Here is a 21,425-nt window from a genome sequence, read left to right as displayed (position 1 = left end):
TGTCTTCACGGCGCGGTTCCTGCTGGCAGGATGACGCGCATGGGCGAGCAGGACGAGCGGGCGGTCGCCGCCCGGGCCGAGCGGCTGCTCGCCGAGCTCGGCGGCCTCGCGGATCAGGCCGGGCTCGACGTCTCCCGCGAGCTGGCGGCCCTCGCCGAGCGGTTCGCCGCCGCCCCCGCGGCCGCGACGGCCCTGCCCGCTGACGTGCCGCCGGTGCTCGGCGTCGACGCCGGCAAGGGCAGCTGGGTGGGGGTGCTGCTCGCCGGCGGCCGGAGCCGGGTGCTCGCCGCCCCCACCCTGGCCGGTCTGGTGGAGCTGGCCCGCGAGGCCGAGCCGGTCCAGGTGGTGGGGGTCGACATCCCGATCGGGCTGCCCGACACCGGGCGCCGGCAGGCCGACGTCCTGGCACGTCGCGAGCTGGTGGGGAAGTCCTCCTCGGTCTTCACCACCCTGACCCGGGCGGCCTACGAGGCGGGCAGCTACGCCGAGGCCCGCGCGGCGAACGTCGCCGCCACGGACGGGCAGAGCGCCTCCGCCCAGGCCTGGGCCCTGCGGGAGCGCATCCTCGACGTCGACGGCTACGTGCGGGGCACTCCGCCGGTCCGGGTGGTGGAGGTCCATCCGGAGCTCTCCTTCGCCCGCCTCGCCGGTGCCCCGGTGCCGGCCGCCAAGCGCACCCCCGAGGGGCAGCAGGCGCGCGAGGCCGCCCTCCGGGCGGCCGGCTTCCCGCTGCCCTGGCTCGCCGCCGGGCCGGGCTACGCGGTCGACGACCTCCTCGACGCCTGCGCCGCCGCGTGGAGCGCCGCCCGGTACGCCGTGGGGGTGGCGGAGTCGTTCCCGGCGGAGCCCGAGGTCTTCTCCGACGGCGTCCCGGCCGCGATCCGCGTCTGAGGCCCGACGGTTCGGCGATGCTCCGGAGGCCGACATAGCCTGTCCCCGTGAACGGCGATCCGGGGTTTCAGGAGGGGCAGCAGGACAGCAGGACCCGAACGGATCGGCCGGATCGAGCGGCCTGGTCCCGGCGCCAGCTGCTGGTCGATCTCGGCGTCACCGCCCTGGCCGCCGTCGGCTGCGTCCTGGTCGCCGAGCACCGGTTCCGTGGCCTGTTGCAGGGCGACGTCGGCGGGATCGGCGAGCTGCCCTGGGTGGTGCTGGCCCTCAGCGCGGTCGTCCTGTGGCTCCTCTCCCTGCTGGTGCTGGGCCTGCTGGGGTCGCGGGTGGCCGCCGTCCTCGCCCTGGGCCTGCTCACCGGCGTCACCGTGGTGGCCAGCGACGAGAAGGCCAGGCTCCGCCTCGAGCCGCTCTTCCCGACCGACGTCGCCTACCTCGACCAGACCGGGTTCCTGCTGGACAACGCGGGGATCCCGGTCTGGCAGCTGGGGCTCGCGGGCGTGCTCGCCGTGCTCGCCCTGGCCGCCGCCACGTGGGCCGCGGCGCGACGTCGCCGGACGACAGGGGTGCGCGGCGCCCCGCCGCTGCTCCGCGTCGGGTACGTCGTCGTCGGAGCCCTGGTCCTCCACGCGACGCTCACCTTCAACGACGAGCGCAACCTGCTGCGCGCCGGCTACGAGGCGGGCGGCGCCGAGTGGGTGGCCTGGGACCAGTGGGACAACTACCGGGCCAACGGGTTCCTGCCGGCGCTGCTCTACAACATGCCGGCGAAGCCGATGAAGCGCCCCGACGGCTACGACGAGGAGACGATGTCGGCGCTCGCCGACAAGTACGTCGCCCGGGCCCGGGAGCTGAACGCCTCCCGCGATCCCGCCGCGCTGAAGGACACCAACATCGTGGTGGTGCTGAGCGAGTCGTTCAGCGACCCCACCTGGCTGGACGGCCTCGAGCTGGAGGAGGACCCGATCCCGTTCACCCGCGAGCTGATGGGGAGCAACCCCTCGGGGCGGATGGTCAGCGTCGGGTACGGAGGCGGCACCTCGACCATGGAGTTCGAGGTGCTCACCGGGCTCGCCGCCGCCAACCTCCAACCACAGGCGCGCACGCCGTTCCAGCAGCTCCTCCCCGGCCACGCCCGCTTCCCGGGATTCGTCAACGCCCGCGTCGAGACCAAGCGGGCCAAGCTGGCGATGCACTCCTTCGGCGGGAGCTTCTACCGGCGCGGTACCGCCTATCCGGCTCTGGGGTTCGACCGCACGAAGTTCTCGGACCAGATGCGCCGCAAGCAGACGCTGGGGCGGTGGCACTACGTCAGCGACCGGGCCCTCTACCGGGAGGTGCTCGACGAGCTCGAGGAGACCGAGGAGCCGATGCTCATCAACGCGGTCTCGATGCAGAACCACGCGCCGTACGAGGACCGCTACCCCGACCCGATCGGGGCGCGTGTCGCGGGGGAGGAGCTCTCTGCGGGGGTCGGCCAGTACCTGCGCGGCATCAAGCACTCGGACGAGGCCCTGGCCGACCTGGTGGCGGGTGTCGCGGCCCTCGACGAGCCGACGGTCGTGCTCGTCTACGGCGACCACCTCCCCGCGATCTGGCCCGAGGGGCTGCTCCGCAGGAACGGTGAGGTGAGGCGCTACGAGACGCCGTGGGTGGTCTTCGGCAACGTCCCGCTGAGCCGGACCGAGCAGGTCGACCCCGTCGGTCCGACCCACCTCTGGCCGCTGCTGCGCGAGGCGACGGGGGCCCCCGTGACGCCGATGTCGGCGCTCCTCACCGACCTGCGCCAGGAGCTCCCGGTGCTGACGCCGCAGCTCGTGCAGGACCGCCACGGCGCCGAGGTGGACCCCGACGAGCTCACCGGCCGGGCCCGAGAGCTGCTCGAGGAGTACCGGCTCGTCCAGTACGACCAGATCGAGGGGCGCAGTCGCTCGACCGAGCGCTTCTACGCCCTCCCGGACTGAGGCGCATCAGTCGGCCGAGCGTGGGGTGACCACCCCCGCGGCGCCGCCGCCGCGGCGGACCGGCTCGGAGACCGCGGTCAGCCGGCGTCCGGAGAGCTCGATCGCGGTGGCCGCGCCGATCTCGGCCTGACTGGTGAACGCGTCACCGGCCGCCACCAGCGTGTGCCCGTAGGCGGTCAGCCCGGCCCCGAAGGCGGTGATGAACTCGGGCTCCGCGGTCGTGCTGGCGCCGTTGCGCTGCGTCGCCCGCGGGGCGGCGATCGCCTGCTCCAGGGTCATCCCCAGGTCGATCCGGTTCACCAGCATCTGCAGCACGGTGGTGATGATCGTGGACCCGCCGGGGGAGCCCAGCGCCAGGAACGGCTTGCCGTCCTTGAGCACGATGGTCGGCGCCATCGAGGAGCGCGGCCGCTTGCCGGGCTGGATCCGGTTGGGGTCGCCCGCGTCGTAGACGGTGGAGAAGTCGGTCAGCTCGTTGTTGAGCAGGAAGCCGCGGCCGGGCACGGTGATGCCGGAGCCGCCGGTCTGCTCGATGGTCAGCGTGTACTCCACGACGTTGCCCCACCGGTCGGCGACGGTCAGGTTGGTGGTGGAGATGTTCTCGGTGTCGGCCGCGTCCTCGCCGGCGTCGGGGGCGGCGGTGCAGATCCCGTCGTAGTCCGCGACGTTGCCCGGGGCGGTCGGCTTCGCCAGCGCCCTGCCGGGGGTGATGGCGCACGCCCGCTCGGCCGCGAAGGCGTCGCTGAGCAGGTCGCGCAGCGCGACGTCGACGTAGGCGGGGTCGCCGACGTACTTGTTGCGGTCCGCGAACGCCAGGGCGCTGGCCTCCAGGTAGTGGTGCAGCGCGTCGGTGACCGACATCGACCGCAGGTCGTAGCGCTCCAGGATGTTGAGCGCCTCGCCGACGGTGGAGCCGCCCGAGGAGGAGGGCGCCATCCCGTAGACCTGGTAGCCGCGGTAGTCCACCTTGGACGGCCGCTGGGCGACCACCCGGTAGCCGCGCAGGTCCTTGCGGTCGAGCGTGCCGGCCGGGACCGGGAGCGTGGTCCCGCTGACCCGGTCGGGCCGGCGGACCGCCCGGACGACCTGCTTGGAGAGAGGGCCGTCGTAGAAGGCGCGGATGCCCCGGCGGGCGATCAGGTCGTAGGTCTCGGCGAGGTCGCGGTTGCGGAAGACGGAGCCGACCCGGGGTGCGTCCCCGCCGGGCAGCCAGAGCCGCCTGGACTCCCTGGTGGCGCGGAACCGCTCGGCGTTGTCCAGGGTCTGCTGGCGGAAGGTCTCGTCGACCTTGAAGCCCCGGCGGGCGATCTCGGTGGCCGGGGCCAGCGCCTCGTCCAGCCCCCAGGTGCCCCACCTGCGCAGCGCCTTGTCCCAGGTCGCCAGGGTGCCGGGCACGCCGACGCTGACGCCGCTGGTGACCAGCTCGGGGGTGAAGTTGTACGGCGCCCCGGTGGCGGGGTCGATGAAGGCGTCGCGGCGCATCTTGCGCGGGGCGGTCTCGCGCCCGTCCAGGGTGCGCACCTTGCCGGTCGCGGCCTCGTAGAGCACGAAGTACCCGCCGCCCCCGATGCCGGCGCTGTAGGGCTCGGTGACGCCGAGCGCGGCGGCCGCGGCGACGGCCGCGTCCACGGCGTTGCCGCCGGCCCGGAGCACCCGCAGACCCGCCCGGGTGGCCTCGGGGTCGACGGTGCTGACCGCGCCGCCCCGGCCGACCGCCGTGGGCACCTTGGTGTCGTCCCGGGGGGCGGCGTGGGCCGGCCCGGTCGCGACCAGGGCGGAGGCGCCGAGGGCGAGGGCCCCGACGGCGGTGGCGAGGGTGCGTGCTGGTCCTGGCATGGGTCCTCCCGAGACGTGTGCCGGCTGGCTGGGTCCGTTCACCCTCCTCCACCTCGGCGCCGCTGTCGAGGGGGGTGCGCCGCCTCACCGGGGGCCTGAGAGAATCGCGGCGTGCCCGACCCCTTGCCCGCCCAGACCGACGTCCTGGTCGTCGGTGCCGGTCCCGCCGGCTCGGCGGCCGCCGCCTGGGCCTCCCGTCACGGCCTGGACTCCCTCCTGGTCGACATGGCCGTCTTCCCCCGCGACAAGACCTGCGGCGACGGCCTCACGCCGCGCGCCATCGGGGAGCTGACCCGGCTCGGCCTCGAGGACTGGCTGCGCGCGCACGTCGTCAGCAAGGGCCTGCGCGCCCACGGCTTCGGCCAGACCCTGCACCTGCCGTGGGCGGTGCCCGGCGGCACGCTGCCCGACTGGGGCTCCGCGGTCGCGCGCACCGAGCTCGACGACCACCTGCGCAGCACCGCCATCAAGTGGGGAGCCACGGCGGTCGACGGCACCAAGGCGGTCGACGTCGTGATGGACGGCGACCGGGTGGCCGCCGTGGTGCTCGAGCGCGACGGCGTCCGCACCGAGGTCCGCTGCCGGTGGCTCGTGGTGGCCGAGGGCGTCCGCTCGCCGCTGGGCAAGAAGCTGGGCCGCGAGTGGCACCGCGACACCGTCTACGGCGTGGCGGGCCGCTCCTACGTCGCCTCGACCATGTCGCAGGACCCGTGGATCTCCTCCCACCTGGAGCTGCGCGACGAGACCGGCAAGGTGCTCTCCGGCTACGGCTGGATCTTCCCCCTCGGCACCGGCGAGGTGAACCTGGGTGTGGGTGCGCTGGCCACCTCGAAGCGGCCGGCCGACATCGCGGTCAAGCCGCTGATGCGGTTCTACGCCGAGCAGCGCCGTGCCGACTTCGGGATCACCGGCCAGCTGCGGGCCGAGACCTCCGCGCTGCTGCCGATGGGCGGCGCGGTCAGCAACGTCGCCGGCCGCAACTGGGCGCTGATCGGCGACGCCGCCGCCTGCGTCAACCCGCTCAACGGGGAGGGCATCGACTACGGCCTGGAGACCGGGCGGCTGGTCGCCGAGACCATCGCGGCTGGGGACGACCTGGGCGAGGCGTGGCCCGCGCTGCTGCGCGAGCACTACGGCGAGGCGTTCTCCATCGCCCGCCGGCTCGCCGGGATCGCCACCGTCCCCCGGGTGGTGGCCACCCTGGGGCCGCCCGGGATGCGCTCGGACTGGCTGATGACGCTCGCGCTGCGCTGGATGGGCAACCTGGTCACCGAGGAGGACCGGGACCGGGCCGCGCGGGTCTGGCGCTGGGCCGGCCGGCGGTCGCTGGCGCTCGACGCGCGTCCGCCCTTTTCCTGATTCCACCGGCGCCGGACCTCGCTGACGGCTACCGTCGGCGCCTGTGAGGGAAGGCTGCTACCGGACCACCCTGGCGCTGGGCAGCCTCGCGATGCGGGCCCTCGACGTACGCCTGGAGGTCTCCGGCCTCGAGCACCTGCCGCGCCACGGGCCGGTCATCCTCGCCGCGACGCACGTCTCGTACGCCGACTCCCTGCCGATCGCGCTGGCGGCCCGGCGCCGCGGGCGCTTCGTCCGCTTCACCGCCCGGCACGACGTGTGGCACGCGCCCGGCCTCCGGCTCCCGATGGACCGGATGCGGCACGTGCCGGTCGACCGCAGCGCGCCCGCCGGCGCCTACCTCGCGGCGCGCCGCCTGCTGCGCGAGGGCGAGGCCGTGGGCATCTATCCCGAGGCCGGGATCTCCTACTCCTTCACCGTGCGGTCACTGATGCGCGGCACCGCGGCGCTGGCCCGGGAGACCGGGGCGGTCGTCGTCCCGGTCGCCCTGTGGGGGATCCAGCGCCTCTACTCGGTGGGGCGCCCGGTCGACGGGGTGGAGCCGTCGCCCGACTGGACCCGCGGCAGAAGGGTCGACCTCGCCTTCGGCCCGCCCCTCACCTTCGGTCCCGGGGAGGAGCTGACGCAGTGGACGCGCCGGCTGGGCGCGACCCTGACCGAGATGCTGGAGGGGCTGCAGCGGCTGCCGCACCACCGGCCCGGTCCCGGCGAGCACGCCCCGTGGTACCCCGCCCACCTCGGCGGGCACGCCCCCTGCCTGGTCGAGGCCGCCGCGCTGGACGACGTGCCGCGTGCCGCGGTCAGCCCGACGTGGGGACCTGGGGCCGTCTCCGCTCCGCCCGCCACCGGGTGAAGGTGTTGACGGGGTCGACCAGCCAGAGCAGCCGGGTCGCCAGGGGGCGCCAGCCCAGCAGCAGGGCCAACCCCACCGCGGCGGCCACGGTGATGAAGAGCGACGTCCAGCCGTCCCCGGGCAGCCACTCCTGGTAGCCCTGCGCCTCCACCCAGCGGATCACGAAGCCGTGCAGGAGGTAGACCCCCATCGTGTAGGCGCCGACGTCGGTGACGGCCGACCGCCGGTGCGGGACGAGGCTCAGCACCGCGAAGGTGCCCAGCAGGGCGAGGACGATCAGCTGGGCCCGGATCTCGGCGCCCTCGGCGAGACCGACGCCCAGGGTGTCGTAGGCGTTGCGGTAGTAGAGCCACTGCGTCGACCAGTGGTCGTCGGTCCGTGCCGCCAGCCACCAGAGCCCGGCGAGCACGGCCAGGCCGGCGAGGCCGGAGCCGCGGGCGCGGAGGGCGCCGAGCACGGGGCGGGGCAGGTGCAGCCCGACGACGAAGAAGGGCAGCAGCCCGAGCGCGCGGTTGAGGTCGAGGAGCTCGACGTCGATCCCCCCGGCCAGCAGGCTCACCACCACCGAGGCCGGCACCATCAGCCAGTGCAGCACCAGCACCGGGGTGGCGAGCCGCCACAGGATGAGGACCACCAGGTACCACATCGGCCAGTGCGGGTTGAGCCACAGCGGGGAGAGCGCCTCGAGGCTGGAGACCTGGTGGACCACGTGGACCCGCCACAGCGCCATCAGCAGCTCGAAGATCAGGTAGGGGACCGCCAGCGTGGTGACCAGCGACCACAGGTGCTTGCGGGTCCACCGGAAGCTCCTGGACAGGTAGCCGGTGAGCAGCACGAAGGCCGGCATGTGGAAGTAGTAGATGAAGTCGTAGGCGCGCGACTTCAGGTCCCCGGCCGGCAGCAGCACCAGCGCATGGCCCACCACCACCAGGACTACGAGCACGGTCTTGGCGTTGTCCAGCCACGGGTCCCGGCGTCTGGGCACGCCGTCACCTTAGCCTTGCCCCATGAGCACCCCCGGCGACCTCCCCAGGCACCAGCGCGTGGCGGCCTATGCCGTGATCCGACGGACGGGCGATGCGGGTGAGGAGGTCCTGCTGAGCCGCATCTCGGAGCGGATCGCGACCCACGAGCTCTGGACGCTGCCCGGCGGGGGGCTGGACCACGGGGAGGACCCGCGCGCCGCCGTGGTGCGGGAGGTGTACGAGGAGACCGGCCTGGCGGTCACCGTCGGCGAGACCGCCCACGTCTACTCCGCCCACATGCCCGGCGTGCGCCGGGAGGGGCGGGTGGTCGACGCCCACGCGCTCCGCATCGTCTACGAGGGCTGGGTGCCGCCCACCTCCCCGGAGCCGCGCGTGGTCGAGGTGGACGGGTCGACCGTCGAGGCGGCCTGGAAGCCGGTGGCCGACGTCGTGGGCGGGGCGGTCCCGGTGGCGCCCATGGTGGTCGAGGCGCTCGGCGACCTGCAGCCGGCCAGGAACCAGCGGGTGGCGGCCTACGCCCTGGTGCGCCGGCCCGGGGCGGGCGGGGAGGAGGTGCTGCTGACCCGGATCTCCGCGCGGGGCTTCCACTCCGGGAGCTGGACCCTGCCGGGCGGGGGAGTCGACCACGGGGAGCAGCCGGCCGCGGCGTTGTCGCGCGAGGTGCGGGAGGAGACCGGGCTGGAGTGCCGCGTCGGCGCGCTGCTCGACGTGCACGACGTGCACTTCTCGGGGACCGCGCCGAGCGGCCGTTTCGAGGACTTCCACGGCGTGCACCTGATCTTCGACGCGACGGTGCCCGACGGGGCCGAGCCCCGGGTCGTCGAGGTCGACGGCACAACGGACGCCGCGGCCTTTGTGCCGCTCGCACAGATCGAGGACGGCGCGGTGGAGGTATTGGACGTGGTGAGGCACGCTGTGGCCCACCACCCCCCTCGATGAAGGAGCATCCCCGTGAGCGAGCAGATCTTCACCTACGCGGCACCTGCGCTGAAGTTCGGGCGCGGTGCCTCGGGTGAGCTCGCCCACGACCTGCGTGCCCTCGGCGCCACGCGGGTCCTGCTGGTCACCGACCAGGGGGTGGCCGCGACCGGCCACCCGGCGCGCATCGCCGACCAGCTGAGCGCCGCGGGCCTGGAGGTCACCACCTACGACCAGGTCCACGTCGAGCCGACCGACGCCTCCCTCGAGCACGCGATCGGCTTCGCCCGCGACGCCGGGCCGTTCGGGGCCGTCCTCGCCGTCGGCGGCGGCTCGAGCATCGACACCGCCAAGGCGGTCAACCTGCTCACCACCAACGACGGCGAGCTGATGGACTACCTCAACGCGCCGATCGGCCGGGGGCGGGCACCGGAGAAGCCCCTGCTGCCGCTGGTGGCGGTGCCGACCACCACCGGGACCGGGTCGGAGTCGACGACGATCTGCGTGCTCGACGTGCTGGCGCTCGAGGTGAAGACCGGGATCAGCCACCCCGCCCTGCGCCCCACCCTGGCCGTGGTCGACCCCGACCTGACCATGACCCAGCCCGCCGCGGTGACCGCGGCGGCCGGGATGGACATCCTCTGCCACGCGCTGGAGTCGTGGACCGCCCGCTGGTACGGCGACTTCGAGGCCAAGGCGCCCGAGCGGCGGGTGCCCTACTGCGGGGCCAACCCGATCGCCGACATGTGGGCCACCCGGGCGCTCGGCCTGCTGGCCGGGGCCTTCCGCGAGGCGGTGCGCGACGGCGGCGACGCGCGGGCCCGGGAGCAGATGGCCCTGGCCGCGACCTTCGCCGGGCTCGGCTTCGGCAACGCCGGCGTCCACGTGCCGCACGCCTGCGCCTATCCGATCGCCGGGCGGGTGCGTGACTTCCGGCCCGACGGCTACCCGGGGGAGGGGCCGATCGTGCCGCACGGGATGGCCGTCTCGCTCACCGCTCCCGCGGCCTTCCGCTTCACCTTCGAGGCCGACCCGGCCCGCCACCTGGAGGCCGCCCGGCTGCTCGACCCCGGCACCACCGCCACCGGTCCCGAGGCGCTGCCGTCGGTGCTCAGCGCGCTGATGCGTGACATCGGCATCCCCAACGGGCTGGCCGAGGTCGGCTACCTCGAGACCGACGTCGACGCGCTGGTCGAGGGGGCCCTGGCCCAGCAGCGGCTGCTGGCCACCGCCCCCCGCGAGGTCGGCGCCGAGGACCTCGCTGAGGTCTTCCGCGGTTCCATGTCCCTGTGGTGAGTCGGAGCAGCCGGCCGGCGTGGTTCACACTTGGCACATGAGGTGCGTCGAGAGGTCCGTGCGGTGAGTCGACAGGCGGGATCCACCGACGTGCTGGCCGCGCTGCGGCGTGCCGGCGTCACCGACGTCTCGGACGCCGACGTCACCCGGGCGGTCTACTCCACCGACGCCTCCCTCTACCGGGTGGTGCCCCGGGCGGTCGTCCGGCCGCGGCACCGCGACGAGCTGGCGGCGGTGCTGGCGGTGGCCCGCGAGACCGGGACCCCGCTGACCATGCGGGGCGCGGGCACCTCGATCGCCGGCAACGCGGTCGGGCCCGGGATCGTGGTCGACACCTCCCGCCACCTGCACCGGGTGCTCGAGGTCGACGGCGAGGCCCGCACCGCGCGGGTGGAGCCCGGAGTCGTCCACGCCTCGCTGCAGCGGGCCGCGGCGCCCCACGGGGTCCGCTTCGGTCCCGACCCGTCGACCCACACCCGCTGCACCATCGGCGGGATGATCGGGAACAACGCCTGCGGCTCCCGGGCGCTGGGCTACGGCCGCACCAGCGACAACGTGCTCGGCATGGAGGTGCTGTGGGGCGACGGCACCTCCGCCACCCTGGCCGCCGGCACCGTGCCCACCGACCCGGTGAGCCGGGGCCTCCTCGACCTCGTGGCCGGCGACCTCGGCCACGTGCGCCAGCACTTCGGCCGCTTCTCCCGGCAGGTCAGCGGCTACTCGCTCGAGCACCTGCTGCCCGAGCACGGCCGCGACGTGGGCCGCTTCGTGGTCGGGTCCGAGGGCACGCTGGGGCTGGTCCTGGAGGCTACGGTGCGGATGGTCGAGGAGGAGCCGCGGCGCCTGGTGGTGCTGGGCTACCCCTCGATGATCGAGGCGGCCGACGCGGTCCCCGCCATCCTGGCCGGGGGGCGCGAGCAGGGGCTCGGCCTGGTCGCGTGCGAGGGCCTGGACGCCCGGATCGTCGAGCTGGTGCGCGGGTCCGGAAAGAGCGTCCCCGACCTGCCGCGGGGCGCCGGCTGGCTCTTCGTCGAGCTCACCGGCGAAGGGGTGCTGCCGCCCGCCGAGGAGCTCTCCCGGCTCGAGGTCGGCGAGGCCGGCGCCGCAGCCGCCCTGTGGCGGATCCGGGAGGACGGGGCCGGCCTGGCCGCGCGCAGCCTGAGCCGACCCGCCTACGCCGGCTGGGAGGACGCCGCGGTGCCGCCGGAGAAGCTCGGCGCCTGGCTGCGCGAGTTCGACGAGGTGCTGCGCGAGTTCGACCTCGACGGGGTGCCCTACGGCCACTTCGGCGACGGCTGCGTGCACGCGCGCATCGACTTCCCCTTCGACGGCGACGCCCCCGACGGCGGGCGGGGCGTCTTCCGCGAGTTCCTGGAGGCGGCCACCGACCGGATCGTCGCCCTCGGCGGCTCCCTCTCCGGGGAGCACGGCGACGGCCGGGCCCGCTCCGAGCTGCTCTCGCGGATGTACGACGCCGACTCGCTGCGGCTCTTCGGCGCCGCGAAGACGATCTGCGACCCCGACGGCCTGCTCAACCCCGGCGTGCTCGTCGACCCCGCCCCGGTCGACGCCGACCTGCGTCCCGGCCGCCCCGTGGCCAAGGTGCCGACGCTGCTGCGCTTCGTGGAGGACGGCGGCTCGATGGGCCGTGCGGTGCACCGCTGCACCGGCGTCGGCAAGTGCGTGGCCGGCCCGGCCACCGGGCCCGCCTCGTCGGTGATGTGCCCGTCCTGGCAGGCCACCCGCGACGAGAAGGACTCCACCCGGGGTCGCGCGCGGGTGCTCCAGGAGGCGCTCGACGGCACCCTGGTCGACGGCCTGGCCGACCCCGCGGTGCACGACGCGCTCGACCTCTGCCTCTCCTGCAAGGGGTGCTCCAGCGACTGCCCCACCGGGGTCGACATGGCGACCTACAAGTCCGAGGTGCTGCACCAGACCTATCGCGGCCGGCGGCGCCCGCGCACCCACTACACGCTCGGCTGGCTGCCGGCCCTGGTCCGGCTCGCGCCGAAGCGCTTCGGGCGGGGCCTGGCCGAGCGGGCGATGGGTGCGGCCCCGCTGGTGCGGGTGGCGGCCAGGGCCGCCGGGATCGACCCGCGCCGGTCGCTGCCCCGGATCGCGACGCGGACCGCGCGGTCGGTGCTGGGCACCCGCGAGCTGGCCGACCAGGTGGACGTCTGGATCTGGGCCGACACCTTCACCGACCAGTTCCGCCCGTCGGCGGCCCAGGCCGCCATCCAGCTCCTCGGCGAGGCCGGCCTGAGGGCGGCCCTGATCGGGCCGGACGCCTGCTGCGGCCTGACCTGGATCTCCACCGGCCAGCTCGACCGGGCCCGGAGCACCATGCAGCAGACCGTCGAGACCCTGGCGCCCTACGTGGCCTCCGGGGCGCCGGTGATCGCCCTGGAGCCGTCCTGCCTGGCGACCCTGCGCTCCGACGCCGTCCAGCTCAGCGACGACCCCCGGGCCGAGCAGGTCGCCTCCGGGGTCAGCTCGCTCGCGGAGCTGCTCGCCCGGCTCTCCGAGGAGCGCGGCTGGCAGCCGCGGGACCTGCGCGGGGTGGAGGTGGTGGCCCAGCCGCACTGCCACCACCAGTCGGTGATCGGCTGGGAGACCGACGCCCGGCTCCTCCAGCGCGCGGGCGCCACCGTGACCCGGGTCGGCGGCTGCTGCGGCCTGGCGGGCAACTTCGGCATGGAGCAGGGTCACTACGACGTCTCCGTGGCGGTGGCCGAGCTGCAGCTGCTGCCGGCGGTGCGGGCCAACCCCGACGCGGTCGTGCTGGCCGACGGCCTCTCCTGCCGGCACCAGCTCGACGACCTCGCCGGCGTCCGGGCCGTGCACCTCGCCGAGCTGCTGGTGGGGCCTGGGCTGCCGGTGGGTGCCGGGAACTAGCATCGAGGTCATGAACCCCCACCACCGCCGGCTCGTGATCCCGATGGCGCTCGGGGGACTGATCGTGATCGTCGTGCTCGCCGCCCTGCTCAAGTGAGGCCCGAGGTGAGGGACTGATGGCTGCCGAACCCCTGCTGCGCGCGCTGGCCCGGATGCGCAGCCTGATCCTCGACCCCGACGTGCTGGTCCGGGCCGTCGCCTCGGGGCGCAAGAAGGGCTCCGTGCCCCGTTGGAAGCGGGTCGAGCTGCGCTACGTCGAGCTCAAGTCCGGGCTCCACCTGCAGGTGACCGCCTACGACGAGACCCAGGCCCACACCTCCAACCACGCCGTCGGGGAGCCCGGCCGGCCCAGCCCGGCCCGCGAGGCGCTCGACGACCTGCTCGACGAGCCCTTCGGCAACTGGCACGTGGAGACCACCACGCAGCAGCACCAGGTGCGGGTCACCAAGAAGCTCGAGGCGCTGGTCCACACCACCGAGCGGGGCGAGGCGGTGACCGTCGACCGCGAGCACGACCGCGACAAGCAGCGGTTGCTCGCCGAGGACGACCCGGTCCTGGTGGCACTGGGCATCTCCACGCCCGAGGGGCGGATCAAGCCGAGCCGCCAGGCCAAGTACCGCCAGGTCGAGGAGTTCCTCCGGCTCCTCGACTCCTCCCTCACCGAGGCCCTGACCAAGGGGAGCCTGCGCCGCCCGACCCCCGAGGAGCCGCTGCGGGTCGTCGACCTGGGGTGCGGCAACGCCTACCTCACCTTCGCCGCCCAGCGGTTCCTCACCCACGTGCGCGGCCTGCCGGTCCAGGTGACCGGGGTCGACGTCAAGCAGCAGTCGGCCGACCACAACTCCTCGGTGGCGGCCTCGCTCGGCATCGAGGCCGACTTCGTGGTGGGCACCATCGAGCAGGTCGAGCTCGCGGCGGCACCCGACGTGGTGCTGGCGCTGCACGCCTGCGACACCGCCACCGACGAGGCGCTGGCCCGGGCCGTCGGCTGGCAGGCGTCGCTGGTGCTGGCCGCCCCCTGCTGCCACCACGACGTGGCCGCCCAGCTGCGGCGCACGCCCACGCCCGCGCCGTACGCGATGCTCACCCGCCACGGCATCCTGCGTGAGCGCTTCGCCGACACCCTCACCGACGCGCTGCGCGCCTCGCTGCTGCGCCTGGAGGGCTACAAGGTCGACGTGGTCGAGTTCGTGGAGAGCGAGCACACCCCCCGCAACACCCTGCTGCGCGCGGTGCGCAGCGGCGGCCCGGTCAAGGGCGGCGGGGTGCGCAAGGAGTACGACGACCTGGTCGCGGCCTGGGGCATCCGGCCGCGCCTGGCCGAGCTCCTGGACCGGTGACCTCCGCGCGGGCCTGGGCGGCCGGCCTGGTCCTGGCCACGCCGTTCGTGCTGGGCACCGCGGTCGCAAGCACCCCGCCGGCGGGCGACGTGGTGCTGGTGATGTCCGATCCGCGGATCGTGGAGTCCTCGGGCCTCGCGGAGGTCCCGGACCCCGAGGCGGGGCCAGGCCCGCTGCTGGCGACGGTCAACGACAGCGGCGACACCGGACGGGTCTTCGCCGTCGACCCGGCGACCGGCCGCACGGTGGGGATCACCACCTGGTCCGACGACCCGACCGACGTCGAGGCGCTGGCGCCCGCGGGGCCGGGCGAGGTGTGGGTGGGCGACATCGGCGACAACCTGCGCGCCCGCGACGACGTCGAGGTGGCGCGGGTCCCGGTGGGCCGGGGCGCCGCGCAGGTGGCCGCGCCGCGCTGGAGGCTGACCTGGCCCGACGGCCCCCGCGACTCCGAGGCGCTGCTGGCCCACCCGGTCACCGGCCGGCTGCTGCTGGTGAGCAAGGGCGTCTTCGGCGGGGAGGTGGTCCAGGCCCCCGCCGAGCTGGACCCGGCGGGACCCAACCCGCTGGCCGAGCTGGGGGAGGTCGCCGCGATGGTCACCGACGGCGCCTTCTGGCCCGACGGCCGCCACCTCCTGCTGCGCACCTACCAGCGGCTGCACGTCTACTCCTACCCCGCGCTGGAGCGGGTCGCCGAGCTCGCGCTCCCGGCTCAGCCGCAGGGCGAGGGGCTGATGGTCACCGGCGACAGCGAGGTGTGGCTCAGCTCCGAGGGCGCCCGCAGCGAGGTGCTGCGGCTCTCGTTGCCCGGCGACGTACGCCGGCTGCTCGACGAGGCGCCGCCCGCCGACGAGGAGACCGCCGCCGGGGAGCCGATCCCGGCGTGGTGGCAGTACGTGCTGCGCAGCCTCTTGCCATGGGTGTGAGGATGAGCCCATGCCCCGACTGCGTCGCACGTCACCGGACCAGCCGGGCTGGACCCGCCGGCGCGCGGGCAGGGGCTTCGTCTACCTCGACGAGCAGGGCCGGCGCCTCCCCGAGGAGGACGCCCAGCGGGTCCGGGAGCTGGTGATCCCCCCGGCCTGGCGCGAGGTGTGGGTCACGCCCCACCCCCACGGCCACCTGCAGGCCGTCGGCACGGACGACGCCGGGCGCCGCCAGTACCTCTACCACCCCCAGTGGCGGGCCAAGCGGGACGCGGCGAAGTTCGACCGGGTCCTCGAGTTCGGTCGGGCGATGTCGGTGGCGCGGGAGAAGGTGCTCACCGACCTGGGCGCGGAGGGGATGGAGCTGGGTCGCGCCTGCGCGGTGGCCGTGCGGCTGCTCGACCTGGGCTACTTCCGGATCGGCAACGACGTCTATGCCGACCAGAACGGCAGCTTCGGCCTGACCACCCTGGAGCGGCGCCACGTCTCGCGCCGGGGGCAGCGGCTGATCTTCTGCTTCACCGGCAAGTCGGGGGTGGAGCACTGCATCGAGATCGACGACCCCGCCGTGGTCGAGGCGCTGGAGCTGATGCGCCGGCGGCGCGACCGCGAGCAGCCCCGGCTGCTGGCCTGGAAGGACGGGCGCACCTGGCGCACCCTGGACTCGGCGGCGGTCAACGACTACATCCGCGAGACCACCAGCGTGGACGCCACCGCCAAGGACTTCCGCACCTGGCACGCCACGGTGATCGCCGCCGGCCACCTGGCCCACACCCCGGAGCCGGGGGCGACCAAGGCGTCCCGCAAGCGGGCCCTGGCGGCGTGCTACCGCGAGGTCTCGGACTTCCTCGGCAACACCCCCACGCTGGCCCGCACCTCCTACGTCGACCCCCGGGTGGTCGACGCCTACGAGGAGGGCCGGACCGTGGACCGGGTCGACGAGCGCTCGTGGAAGACGCCCGACGAGCGTCAGGCGGCGCTGGAGCGGGCGGTGCTGGAGCTGCTCACCGAGGAGAGCTGAGCGCCTCGACCACGTGGTCGAGGCAGTGGGTGAGCTGCTCGACGTCGGAGGGGTCGACCGCGGGATACATCGCGATCCGCAGCTGGTTGCGGCCCAGCTTGCGATAGGGCTCGGTGTCGACGATGCCGTTGTCGCGCAGCACCGCGGCGAGCCGGGCGGCGTCGACGGACTCGTCGAAGTCGAGGGTGGCGATGACCAGCGAGCGGTGCGCCGGGTCGGCGACGTAGGGGGTCACGAAGGGTCGTCGTTCCGCCCATCCGTAGAGGACGTCGGAGGAGGCGGTGGTCCGCTCGACCATGGCGGGCAGACCGCCCTGGTCGTTCATCCAGTCGAGCTGCTCGGCCATCAGGAAGAGCGTCGCCACCGACGGGGTGTTGTAGGTCTGGTTCTTGGCGGAGTTGTCGATCGCGGTGGGCAGGTCGAAGAACGGCGGGACGTAGCGGCCGCTGGAGGCGATCTCCTCGGCGCGGGCCAGGGCGCGGGGCGACATCAGCGCGAGCCACAGGCCCCCGTCGGAGGCGAAGCACTTCTGCGGGGCGAAGTAGTAGACGTCCGTCTCCCGGACGTCGACCGGCAGGCCGCCGGCCCCCGAGGTGGCATCGATCAGCACCAGGGCGTCCTCGTCGGCCCCCGGCGGACGCAGCACCGGGGCCATCACCCCGGTGGAGGTCTCGTTGTGGGCCCACGCGTAGGCGTCCACGCCCTCCTCGGCCACCGGCTCGGGGAGTGAGCCGGGCTCCGAGGCGATCACGGACGGCTCGGCCAGCCAGGGGGCGGCCCGGACCGAGGCCGCGAACTTGGAGGTGAACTCACCGAAGGTCAGGTGCTGGCTGCGGCTGCGGACCAGGCCGAAGGCGGCGATGTCCCAGAAGGCGGTGGCCCCGCCGTTGCCGAGCACCACCTCGTAGCCCTCGGGAAGGTCGAAGAGGTCCCGCAGCCCCGCACGCACGTGGCCCACCATCCGCCGCACCGGTTCCTGGCGGTGAGAGGTGCCGAGCAGGGAGGTCCCGGTGGCGGCGAGCGCCTCGACGTGGCTCGTCGCGATCTTCGAGGGCCCGGCGCCGAAGCGTCCGTCGGCGGGCAGCAGGCCGGCCGGGATGATGAGCGCGTCGTGGGCGGTTGAGGTCACCAGGCATCCTTTCACCGGACCCGCGGCTGCCGACCAGCGCGGGCGTCCTGACGACACTGTCAGCGCGGTCCATTGTGGCACCGGCCCCCGATCTGAGCGAAACGGAACGAGCATGAGCACCGCAGCACCCGACCACCTCGGCCCCGCCCTGAGGCTGCGTCGTCGTCCGCTCACCCACCCGGACTCGGTCCGGCTGGTGCAGGAGGTCCAGGCCGAGTACGTCGTCCTCTACGGAGGACCGGACGAGGCGCCGATCGACCCGGGTGAGTTCGAGGACGGGACCGGTGCGTTCTACGTCGGCTACCTCGGCGAGGTGCCGGTGGCCACCGGCGCCTGGCGCCGGGTCGAGCCGCCCTCGGGGGTGGGCGCGGGCCCCTGCGCGGAGATCAAGCGGATGTACGTGGTCGCCGGGCAGCGCCGCCGCGGTCTCGCCCGCCGGGTGCTCGCCGAGCTGGAGGAGGCGGCGGCCGCGGCGGGGATCCGGGCCCTGGTCCTGGAGACCGGGTTGAAGCAGCCGGAGGCCATCGCGCTCTACGAGGCCTGCGGCTACCGGCCGATCCCGGGCTACGGCTACTACTGCGGCTCGGAGCACTCCCGCTGCTACGCCAAGGACCTCTCGCCCCAGCCCGCGGGGCTCGCCGAAGGTGCACGTCCAGCCGACACGCCGTGCTGATCTGACTTTCTCACCCGTATCGCGGACATCGACGCCCCTCTCGACGTAGCGTCACGGACGTGACTGGAGGGACTCGGGGAGGAGATCCGCAGGTGAGCAGGGAGTGGCCCGCACGGGCAGTCGTGAGGGCGCTGCTGGTGCTCCTGCTGGCCTCGGTGGTGACGGTGCCGGGCCTGGCCCAGGCCAGCCCGGCGCCCGATCCCGTGGCCGGCCGGTCGGCGACCCCGGTGCCGATGGCACGGGTGCCGATGCTCAGCGCGGCCCTGGTCTACACCTCGGTGCTGGAGGGGTACGCGACCTACCAGCCCCAGACCCGGTGCCGGCCCAAGGCCAAGCCCGGGGTGCTGCTGCTGGCCGCCGCCCTGGTGGCGCGCGGGGGCGGCAACGGTCCCATCGGCCGCGGCTGCGCCGGCTCCTCGACCTCGGAGCACAAGGAGGCCCGGGCCTTCGACTGGATGCTCGACCACCGCGACCCCGCCCAGCGGGCGCTCGCCGAGCAGTTCCTCGCGGAGGTGCTGGCCCCGGACCACCTGGGCAACCCCCACGCGCTGGCCCGCCGGATGGGGATCATGTACGTCATCTGGAACGACCGGATCTACTCCGCCTACGACGGCTTCGCCGGCCGTGCCTACCTCAGCTCGTCGTGCCGCACCAAGCGTCGCTGCTCGCCGACGCTGCGGCACCGCGACCACGTGCACATCTCGCTGACGCGCCAGGCGGCCCGCGGCCTGACCAGCTGGTACCTGGAGCAGCCCCCGCCCCTGGCGTGAGCCGGGGCGGGGGGCGGCCCCGGGTCACTCCTCGATGATGTGGACCGCGGCCTCCTCGGCGCTGGCGCCGGCGCCGTCGATGCCGACGTCCTCGCCGACCAGGTCCTTCTCGGTGTCCTCGGCCACCCCCTGGTCGGGGTCGACCAGGCGGCCCGCCCGCTGCGCACCGACCTCGCCGTCGTCGAGGTCCTCGTCGGCCTCGAGCTCGGCGGCCTGGACGTAGGGGTCGGGCTCGGGCTCCTCCTGGGCGATGCGCTGGTCCAGCGACTCGCCCTCGGCCTCCTCGCGGGGAGTGTTTCCGAAGCCCTGGGCCGGCGACCACTTCTCCGGGGGCGAGTAGCCCTCGTCGAGCGGCTCCGTCAGCCCGCGGTCATCGACCAGGCTGTCTCCCTCGCCCTGGGGCTGGTCCTCGTCGTCCACGGAGTAGCCGTGGTAGGACTCGCTGTCCGGGGTCTCGGTCATCGTCGTCGCTCCTGGTTCCGTCGTCTCGCTTGCTGCTGGGACGTACCCGATCCCCGTCCGGCGATGCGCCGGGTCAGGCAGACCAGGCGTCGTTCCAGCCCTCGACCTCCGAGGCCGGGCGCGAGGCGGGGCCGGTGTAGAGCGCCGAGGGGCGGATCAGGCGGCCGGTCCGCTTCTGCTCCAGGATGTGGGCCGACCAGCCGCCGGTGCGGGCGCAGGTGAACATCGAGGTGAACAGGTGGGCGGGCACCTCGGCGAAGTCCAGGACGATGGCCGCCCAGAACTCCACGTTGGTCTCCAGGACCCGGTCGGGACGCCGCTCCCGCAGCTCGGCCAGCGCGGCCTTCTCCAGCGCCTCGGCGACCTCGTAGCGCGGGGCGTTGAGCTCGCGCGCGGTGCGCCGCAGCACGCGGGCCCGGGGGTCCTCGGCGCGGTAGACGCGGTGACCGAAGCCCATCAGGCGCTCGCCGTCGTCGAGCAGCCGCTTGACGTAGGCGCGGGCGTCGCCGGTCTTCTCGACGTCCTCGATCATCCCCAGCACCCGCGACGGGGCGCCGCCGTGCAGCGGGCCGCTCATCGCGCCGATCGCGCCGGAGAAGGCGGCCGCGACGTCGGCCCCGGTGGAGGTGATCACCCGGGCGGTGAAGGTGGAGGCGTTCATACCGTGCTCGGCGGCCGAGGACCAGTAGGCGTCGATCGCGTGCGCGTGCTTCGGGTCCACCTCGCCCTTCCAGCGCAGCAGGAACTTCTCGGCGAGGGTGCCGCCCTCGTCGACGATGCGCTGGGGGACCACGGGCTGGTGCAGGCCGCGGGCCGACTGGGCGGCGTAGGAGAGGACCATCACGGCGACGCGGGCGAGGTCCTCGCGGGCCTGCTCGTCGCTGATGTCGTAGGTCTGGCCGAAGCCGAAGGCCGGGGCGAGCATGGCGATGGCGGCCTGGACGTCGACGCGCACGTCGCCGGTGTGCACCGGGAGGTTGTAGGCCTCGGCGGGCGGGAGCCCGGGGGTGTAGCTGCCGTCGATCAGCAGGCCCCAGACGTTCTCGAAGGGGACGCGCCCCACGATCTCCTCGATGTCCACACCACGGTAACGAAGGGCGGACCCTTCCTTGTCGGGCTCGGCGATCTCGCTCTCGAAGGCGACGACGCCCTCGAGTCCGTGGTGAACCTCGGTCATGCGGCTTCGACTCCTTCGACGGGGGATGGGGGCTTCTCGCAATTCTGCACCCCGGCTGGTTCCTGCGCACCATTGCGCCGGTCTAGGGTCGCGCGTGTGGAACCCCGACCGGTCCGCGAGCCGGACCCCGCCGAGTCCCTGGCCGCGCTGCGCCGCGAGTACGCCGCCCGTGGCCTGCTCGAGGAGGACGCCGGGGAGGACCCCTTCGCGCTCTTCCGGCGCTGGCTCGCCGACGCGCTCGGCTCCGGGCTGCACGAGCCCAACGCGATGGTCCTCTCCACCGTCTCCGCCGGCGGGGTCCCCTCCTCGCGCACGGTGCTGCTCAAGGGCTTCGACGAGCGCGGCTTCGTCTTCTTCACCAACCGGGGCTCGCGCAAGGGCGTGGAGCTGGCCGCGAACCCCCACTGCGCCCTGCTCTTCGGGTGGCACGCGGTGGAGCGGCAGGTGCGGGTGACCGGCCAGGCCTGGTCCCTGCCACCCGACGAGGTCGCCGCCTACTTCGCCACCCGGCCCCGCGGCGCCCAGCTGGGCGCGTGGGCCTCGGCCCAGTCCGAGCCGGTCGGGTCGGCCGCCGAGCTCCGGGCCGCGCACGAGGCCGCGGCGGAGCGGTTCGCCGGCGTGGAGGTCCCGGTGCCGCCCCGCTGGGGCGGCTACCGGGTGCGGCCGCTGGCCTGGGAGTTCTGGCAGGGCAGGCCGGACCGGCTGCACGACCGGCTGGAGTTCCGGCGCGCGGAGCCGGTGCCGACCCGGTGGGTGCGCCGGCGGCTGGCGCCCTGACCTCGCCGGGGCCGGAAAATCCCTTGGCTCCGCGCCCGCGGCGACCTACCGTGGAAGGACACGGGAAAGGAGGTGGTCCGCGAGATGATGTCTTCACGGATGCGTGAGGTGGCTGCGAGCTAGCAGCTAATCCACCGCAGTCACCCGACCCG

The 21,425-nt window shown here is 74.3% G+C and carries 18 protein-coding genes; 13 read left to right on the top strand and 5 right to left on the bottom strand.

Annotated features, from left to right (window positions below; all coding sequences use genetic code 11):
• Nucleotides 1–39 precede the first annotated feature (39 nt).
• Both AC4BG9_RS06570 and AC4BG9_RS06565 read left to right on the top strand, forming a co-directional pair.
• Nucleotides 40–891, top strand: a complete 852-nt coding sequence (locus AC4BG9_RS06570; protein WP_490570288.1) for a DUF429 domain-containing protein — start codon at nucleotides 40–42, stop codon at nucleotides 889–891.
• A gap of 47 nt (nucleotides 892–938) precedes the next feature.
• Nucleotides 939–2,855: an LTA synthase family protein gene (locus tag AC4BG9_RS06565; RefSeq protein ID WP_490570287.1), complete on the top strand. Its 1,917-nt coding sequence runs from the start codon at nucleotides 939–941 to the stop codon at nucleotides 2,853–2,855.
• Between the two features lie 6 nt (nucleotides 2,856–2,861).
• Here AC4BG9_RS06565 and ggt read toward each other — a convergent pair whose 3' ends face one another.
• Nucleotides 2,862–4,691 (bottom strand): gamma-glutamyltransferase, encoded by a 1,830-nt coding sequence (gene ggt, locus AC4BG9_RS06560; protein ID WP_490570286.1) that lies wholly within the window; start codon nucleotides 4,689–4,691, stop codon nucleotides 2,862–2,864.
• A gap of 111 nt (nucleotides 4,692–4,802) precedes the next feature.
• Between ggt and AC4BG9_RS06555 the strand changes: the two genes are divergently transcribed.
• Together AC4BG9_RS06555 and AC4BG9_RS06550 are read left to right on the top strand one after the other, a co-directional pair.
• The gene (locus AC4BG9_RS06555; protein ID WP_490570285.1) at nucleotides 4,803–6,050 is read left to right on the top strand and encodes a geranylgeranyl reductase family protein; all 1,248 of its coding nucleotides are present in this window, start codon (nucleotides 4,803–4,805) and stop codon (nucleotides 6,048–6,050) included.
• 43 nt (nucleotides 6,051–6,093) lie between these two features.
• Nucleotides 6,094–6,903, top strand: a complete 810-nt coding sequence (locus tag AC4BG9_RS06550; protein WP_490570284.1) for a lysophospholipid acyltransferase family protein — start codon at nucleotides 6,094–6,096, stop codon at nucleotides 6,901–6,903.
• Here the strand turns inward: AC4BG9_RS06550 and AC4BG9_RS06545 are convergent.
• Nucleotides 6,851–7,888: an acyltransferase family protein gene (locus AC4BG9_RS06545; protein WP_490570283.1), complete on the bottom strand. Its 1,038-nt coding sequence runs from the start codon at nucleotides 7,886–7,888 to the stop codon at nucleotides 6,851–6,853. The two genes, AC4BG9_RS06550 and AC4BG9_RS06545, sit on opposite strands and share 53 nt — an antisense overlap.
• Nucleotides 7,889–7,910: 22 nt before the next feature.
• Between AC4BG9_RS06545 and AC4BG9_RS06540 the strand changes: the two genes are divergently transcribed.
• The 6 genes from AC4BG9_RS06540 to AC4BG9_RS06515 all read left to right on the top strand — a co-directional run bounded on the left by AC4BG9_RS06540 (nucleotide 7,911) and on the right by AC4BG9_RS06515 (nucleotide 16,285).
• Entirely contained in the window at nucleotides 7,911–8,828 is a 918-nt protein-coding gene (locus tag AC4BG9_RS06540) for an NUDIX domain-containing protein (protein WP_490570282.1), read from the top strand.
• Between the two features lie 12 nt (nucleotides 8,829–8,840).
• On the top strand, nucleotides 8,841–10,103 hold the full coding sequence (locus AC4BG9_RS06535) for a hydroxyacid-oxoacid transhydrogenase (protein WP_490570281.1): 1,263 nt from the start codon (nucleotides 8,841–8,843) through the stop codon (nucleotides 10,101–10,103).
• Between the two features lie 63 nt (nucleotides 10,104–10,166).
• Entirely contained in the window at nucleotides 10,167–12,998 is a 2,832-nt protein-coding gene (locus AC4BG9_RS06530) for an FAD-binding and (Fe-S)-binding domain-containing protein (protein WP_490570280.1), read from the top strand.
• 116 nt (nucleotides 12,999–13,114) lie between these two features.
• On the top strand, nucleotides 13,115–14,338 hold the full coding sequence (locus AC4BG9_RS06525; RefSeq protein ID WP_490570279.1) for a class I SAM-dependent methyltransferase: 1,224 nt from the start codon (nucleotides 13,115–13,117) through the stop codon (nucleotides 14,336–14,338).
• Nucleotides 14,335–15,264 (top strand): hypothetical protein, encoded by a 930-nt coding sequence (locus tag AC4BG9_RS06520; protein ID WP_490570278.1) that lies wholly within the window; start codon nucleotides 14,335–14,337, stop codon nucleotides 15,262–15,264. Before AC4BG9_RS06525 ends, AC4BG9_RS06520 begins: the two co-directional genes overlap by 4 nt.
• Before the next feature lie 10 nt (nucleotides 15,265–15,274).
• Nucleotides 15,275–16,285, top strand: coding sequence for a DNA topoisomerase IB (locus tag AC4BG9_RS06515; protein ID WP_490570277.1), 1,011 nt, complete (start codon nucleotides 15,275–15,277; stop codon nucleotides 16,283–16,285).
• Here the strand turns inward: AC4BG9_RS06515 and serC are convergent.
• Nucleotides 16,269–17,417 (bottom strand): phosphoserine transaminase, encoded by a 1,149-nt coding sequence (gene serC / locus AC4BG9_RS06510; protein ID WP_490570648.1) that lies wholly within the window; start codon nucleotides 17,415–17,417, stop codon nucleotides 16,269–16,271. The two genes, AC4BG9_RS06515 and serC, sit on opposite strands and share 17 nt — an antisense overlap.
• A 109-nt stretch (nucleotides 17,418–17,526) precedes the next feature.
• On the opposite strand from serC, the gene AC4BG9_RS06505 reads away from it, so the two are divergent.
• Nucleotides 17,527–18,087 carry a GNAT family N-acetyltransferase gene (locus AC4BG9_RS06505; RefSeq protein ID WP_490570276.1) on the top strand — a complete coding sequence of 187 codons (561 nt, stop codon included), beginning with the start codon at nucleotides 17,527–17,529 and terminating at the stop codon, nucleotides 18,085–18,087.
• A gap of 92 nt (nucleotides 18,088–18,179) precedes the next feature.
• Nucleotides 18,180–18,857: a VldE C-terminal domain-containing protein gene (locus AC4BG9_RS06500; RefSeq protein ID WP_490570275.1), complete on the top strand. Its 678-nt coding sequence runs from the start codon at nucleotides 18,180–18,182 to the stop codon at nucleotides 18,855–18,857.
• A 24-nt stretch (nucleotides 18,858–18,881) separates the two neighbouring features.
• On the opposite strand, the gene AC4BG9_RS06495 is transcribed toward AC4BG9_RS06500, so the two are convergent.
• Nucleotides 18,882–19,319, bottom strand: a complete 438-nt coding sequence (locus AC4BG9_RS06495) for a DUF5709 domain-containing protein (RefSeq protein WP_490570274.1) — start codon at nucleotides 19,317–19,319, stop codon at nucleotides 18,882–18,884.
• Between the two features lie 73 nt (nucleotides 19,320–19,392).
• On the bottom strand, nucleotides 19,393–20,496 hold the full coding sequence (locus AC4BG9_RS06490) for a citrate synthase 2 (RefSeq protein WP_490570273.1): 1,104 nt from the start codon (nucleotides 20,494–20,496) through the stop codon (nucleotides 19,393–19,395).
• A gap of 96 nt (nucleotides 20,497–20,592) precedes the next feature.
• On the opposite strand from AC4BG9_RS06490, the gene pdxH reads away from it, so the two are divergent.
• Nucleotides 20,593–21,273: a pyridoxamine 5'-phosphate oxidase gene (gene pdxH, locus AC4BG9_RS06485; RefSeq protein WP_490570272.1), complete on the top strand. Its 681-nt coding sequence runs from the start codon at nucleotides 20,593–20,595 to the stop codon at nucleotides 21,271–21,273.
• The last annotated feature ends 152 nt before the right edge of the window (nucleotides 21,274–21,425 follow it).

It is taken from the genome of Nocardioides sp. Z40_12 (assembly GCF_058215795.1).
This window is presented reverse-complemented; position numbering and strand designations above follow the sequence as displayed.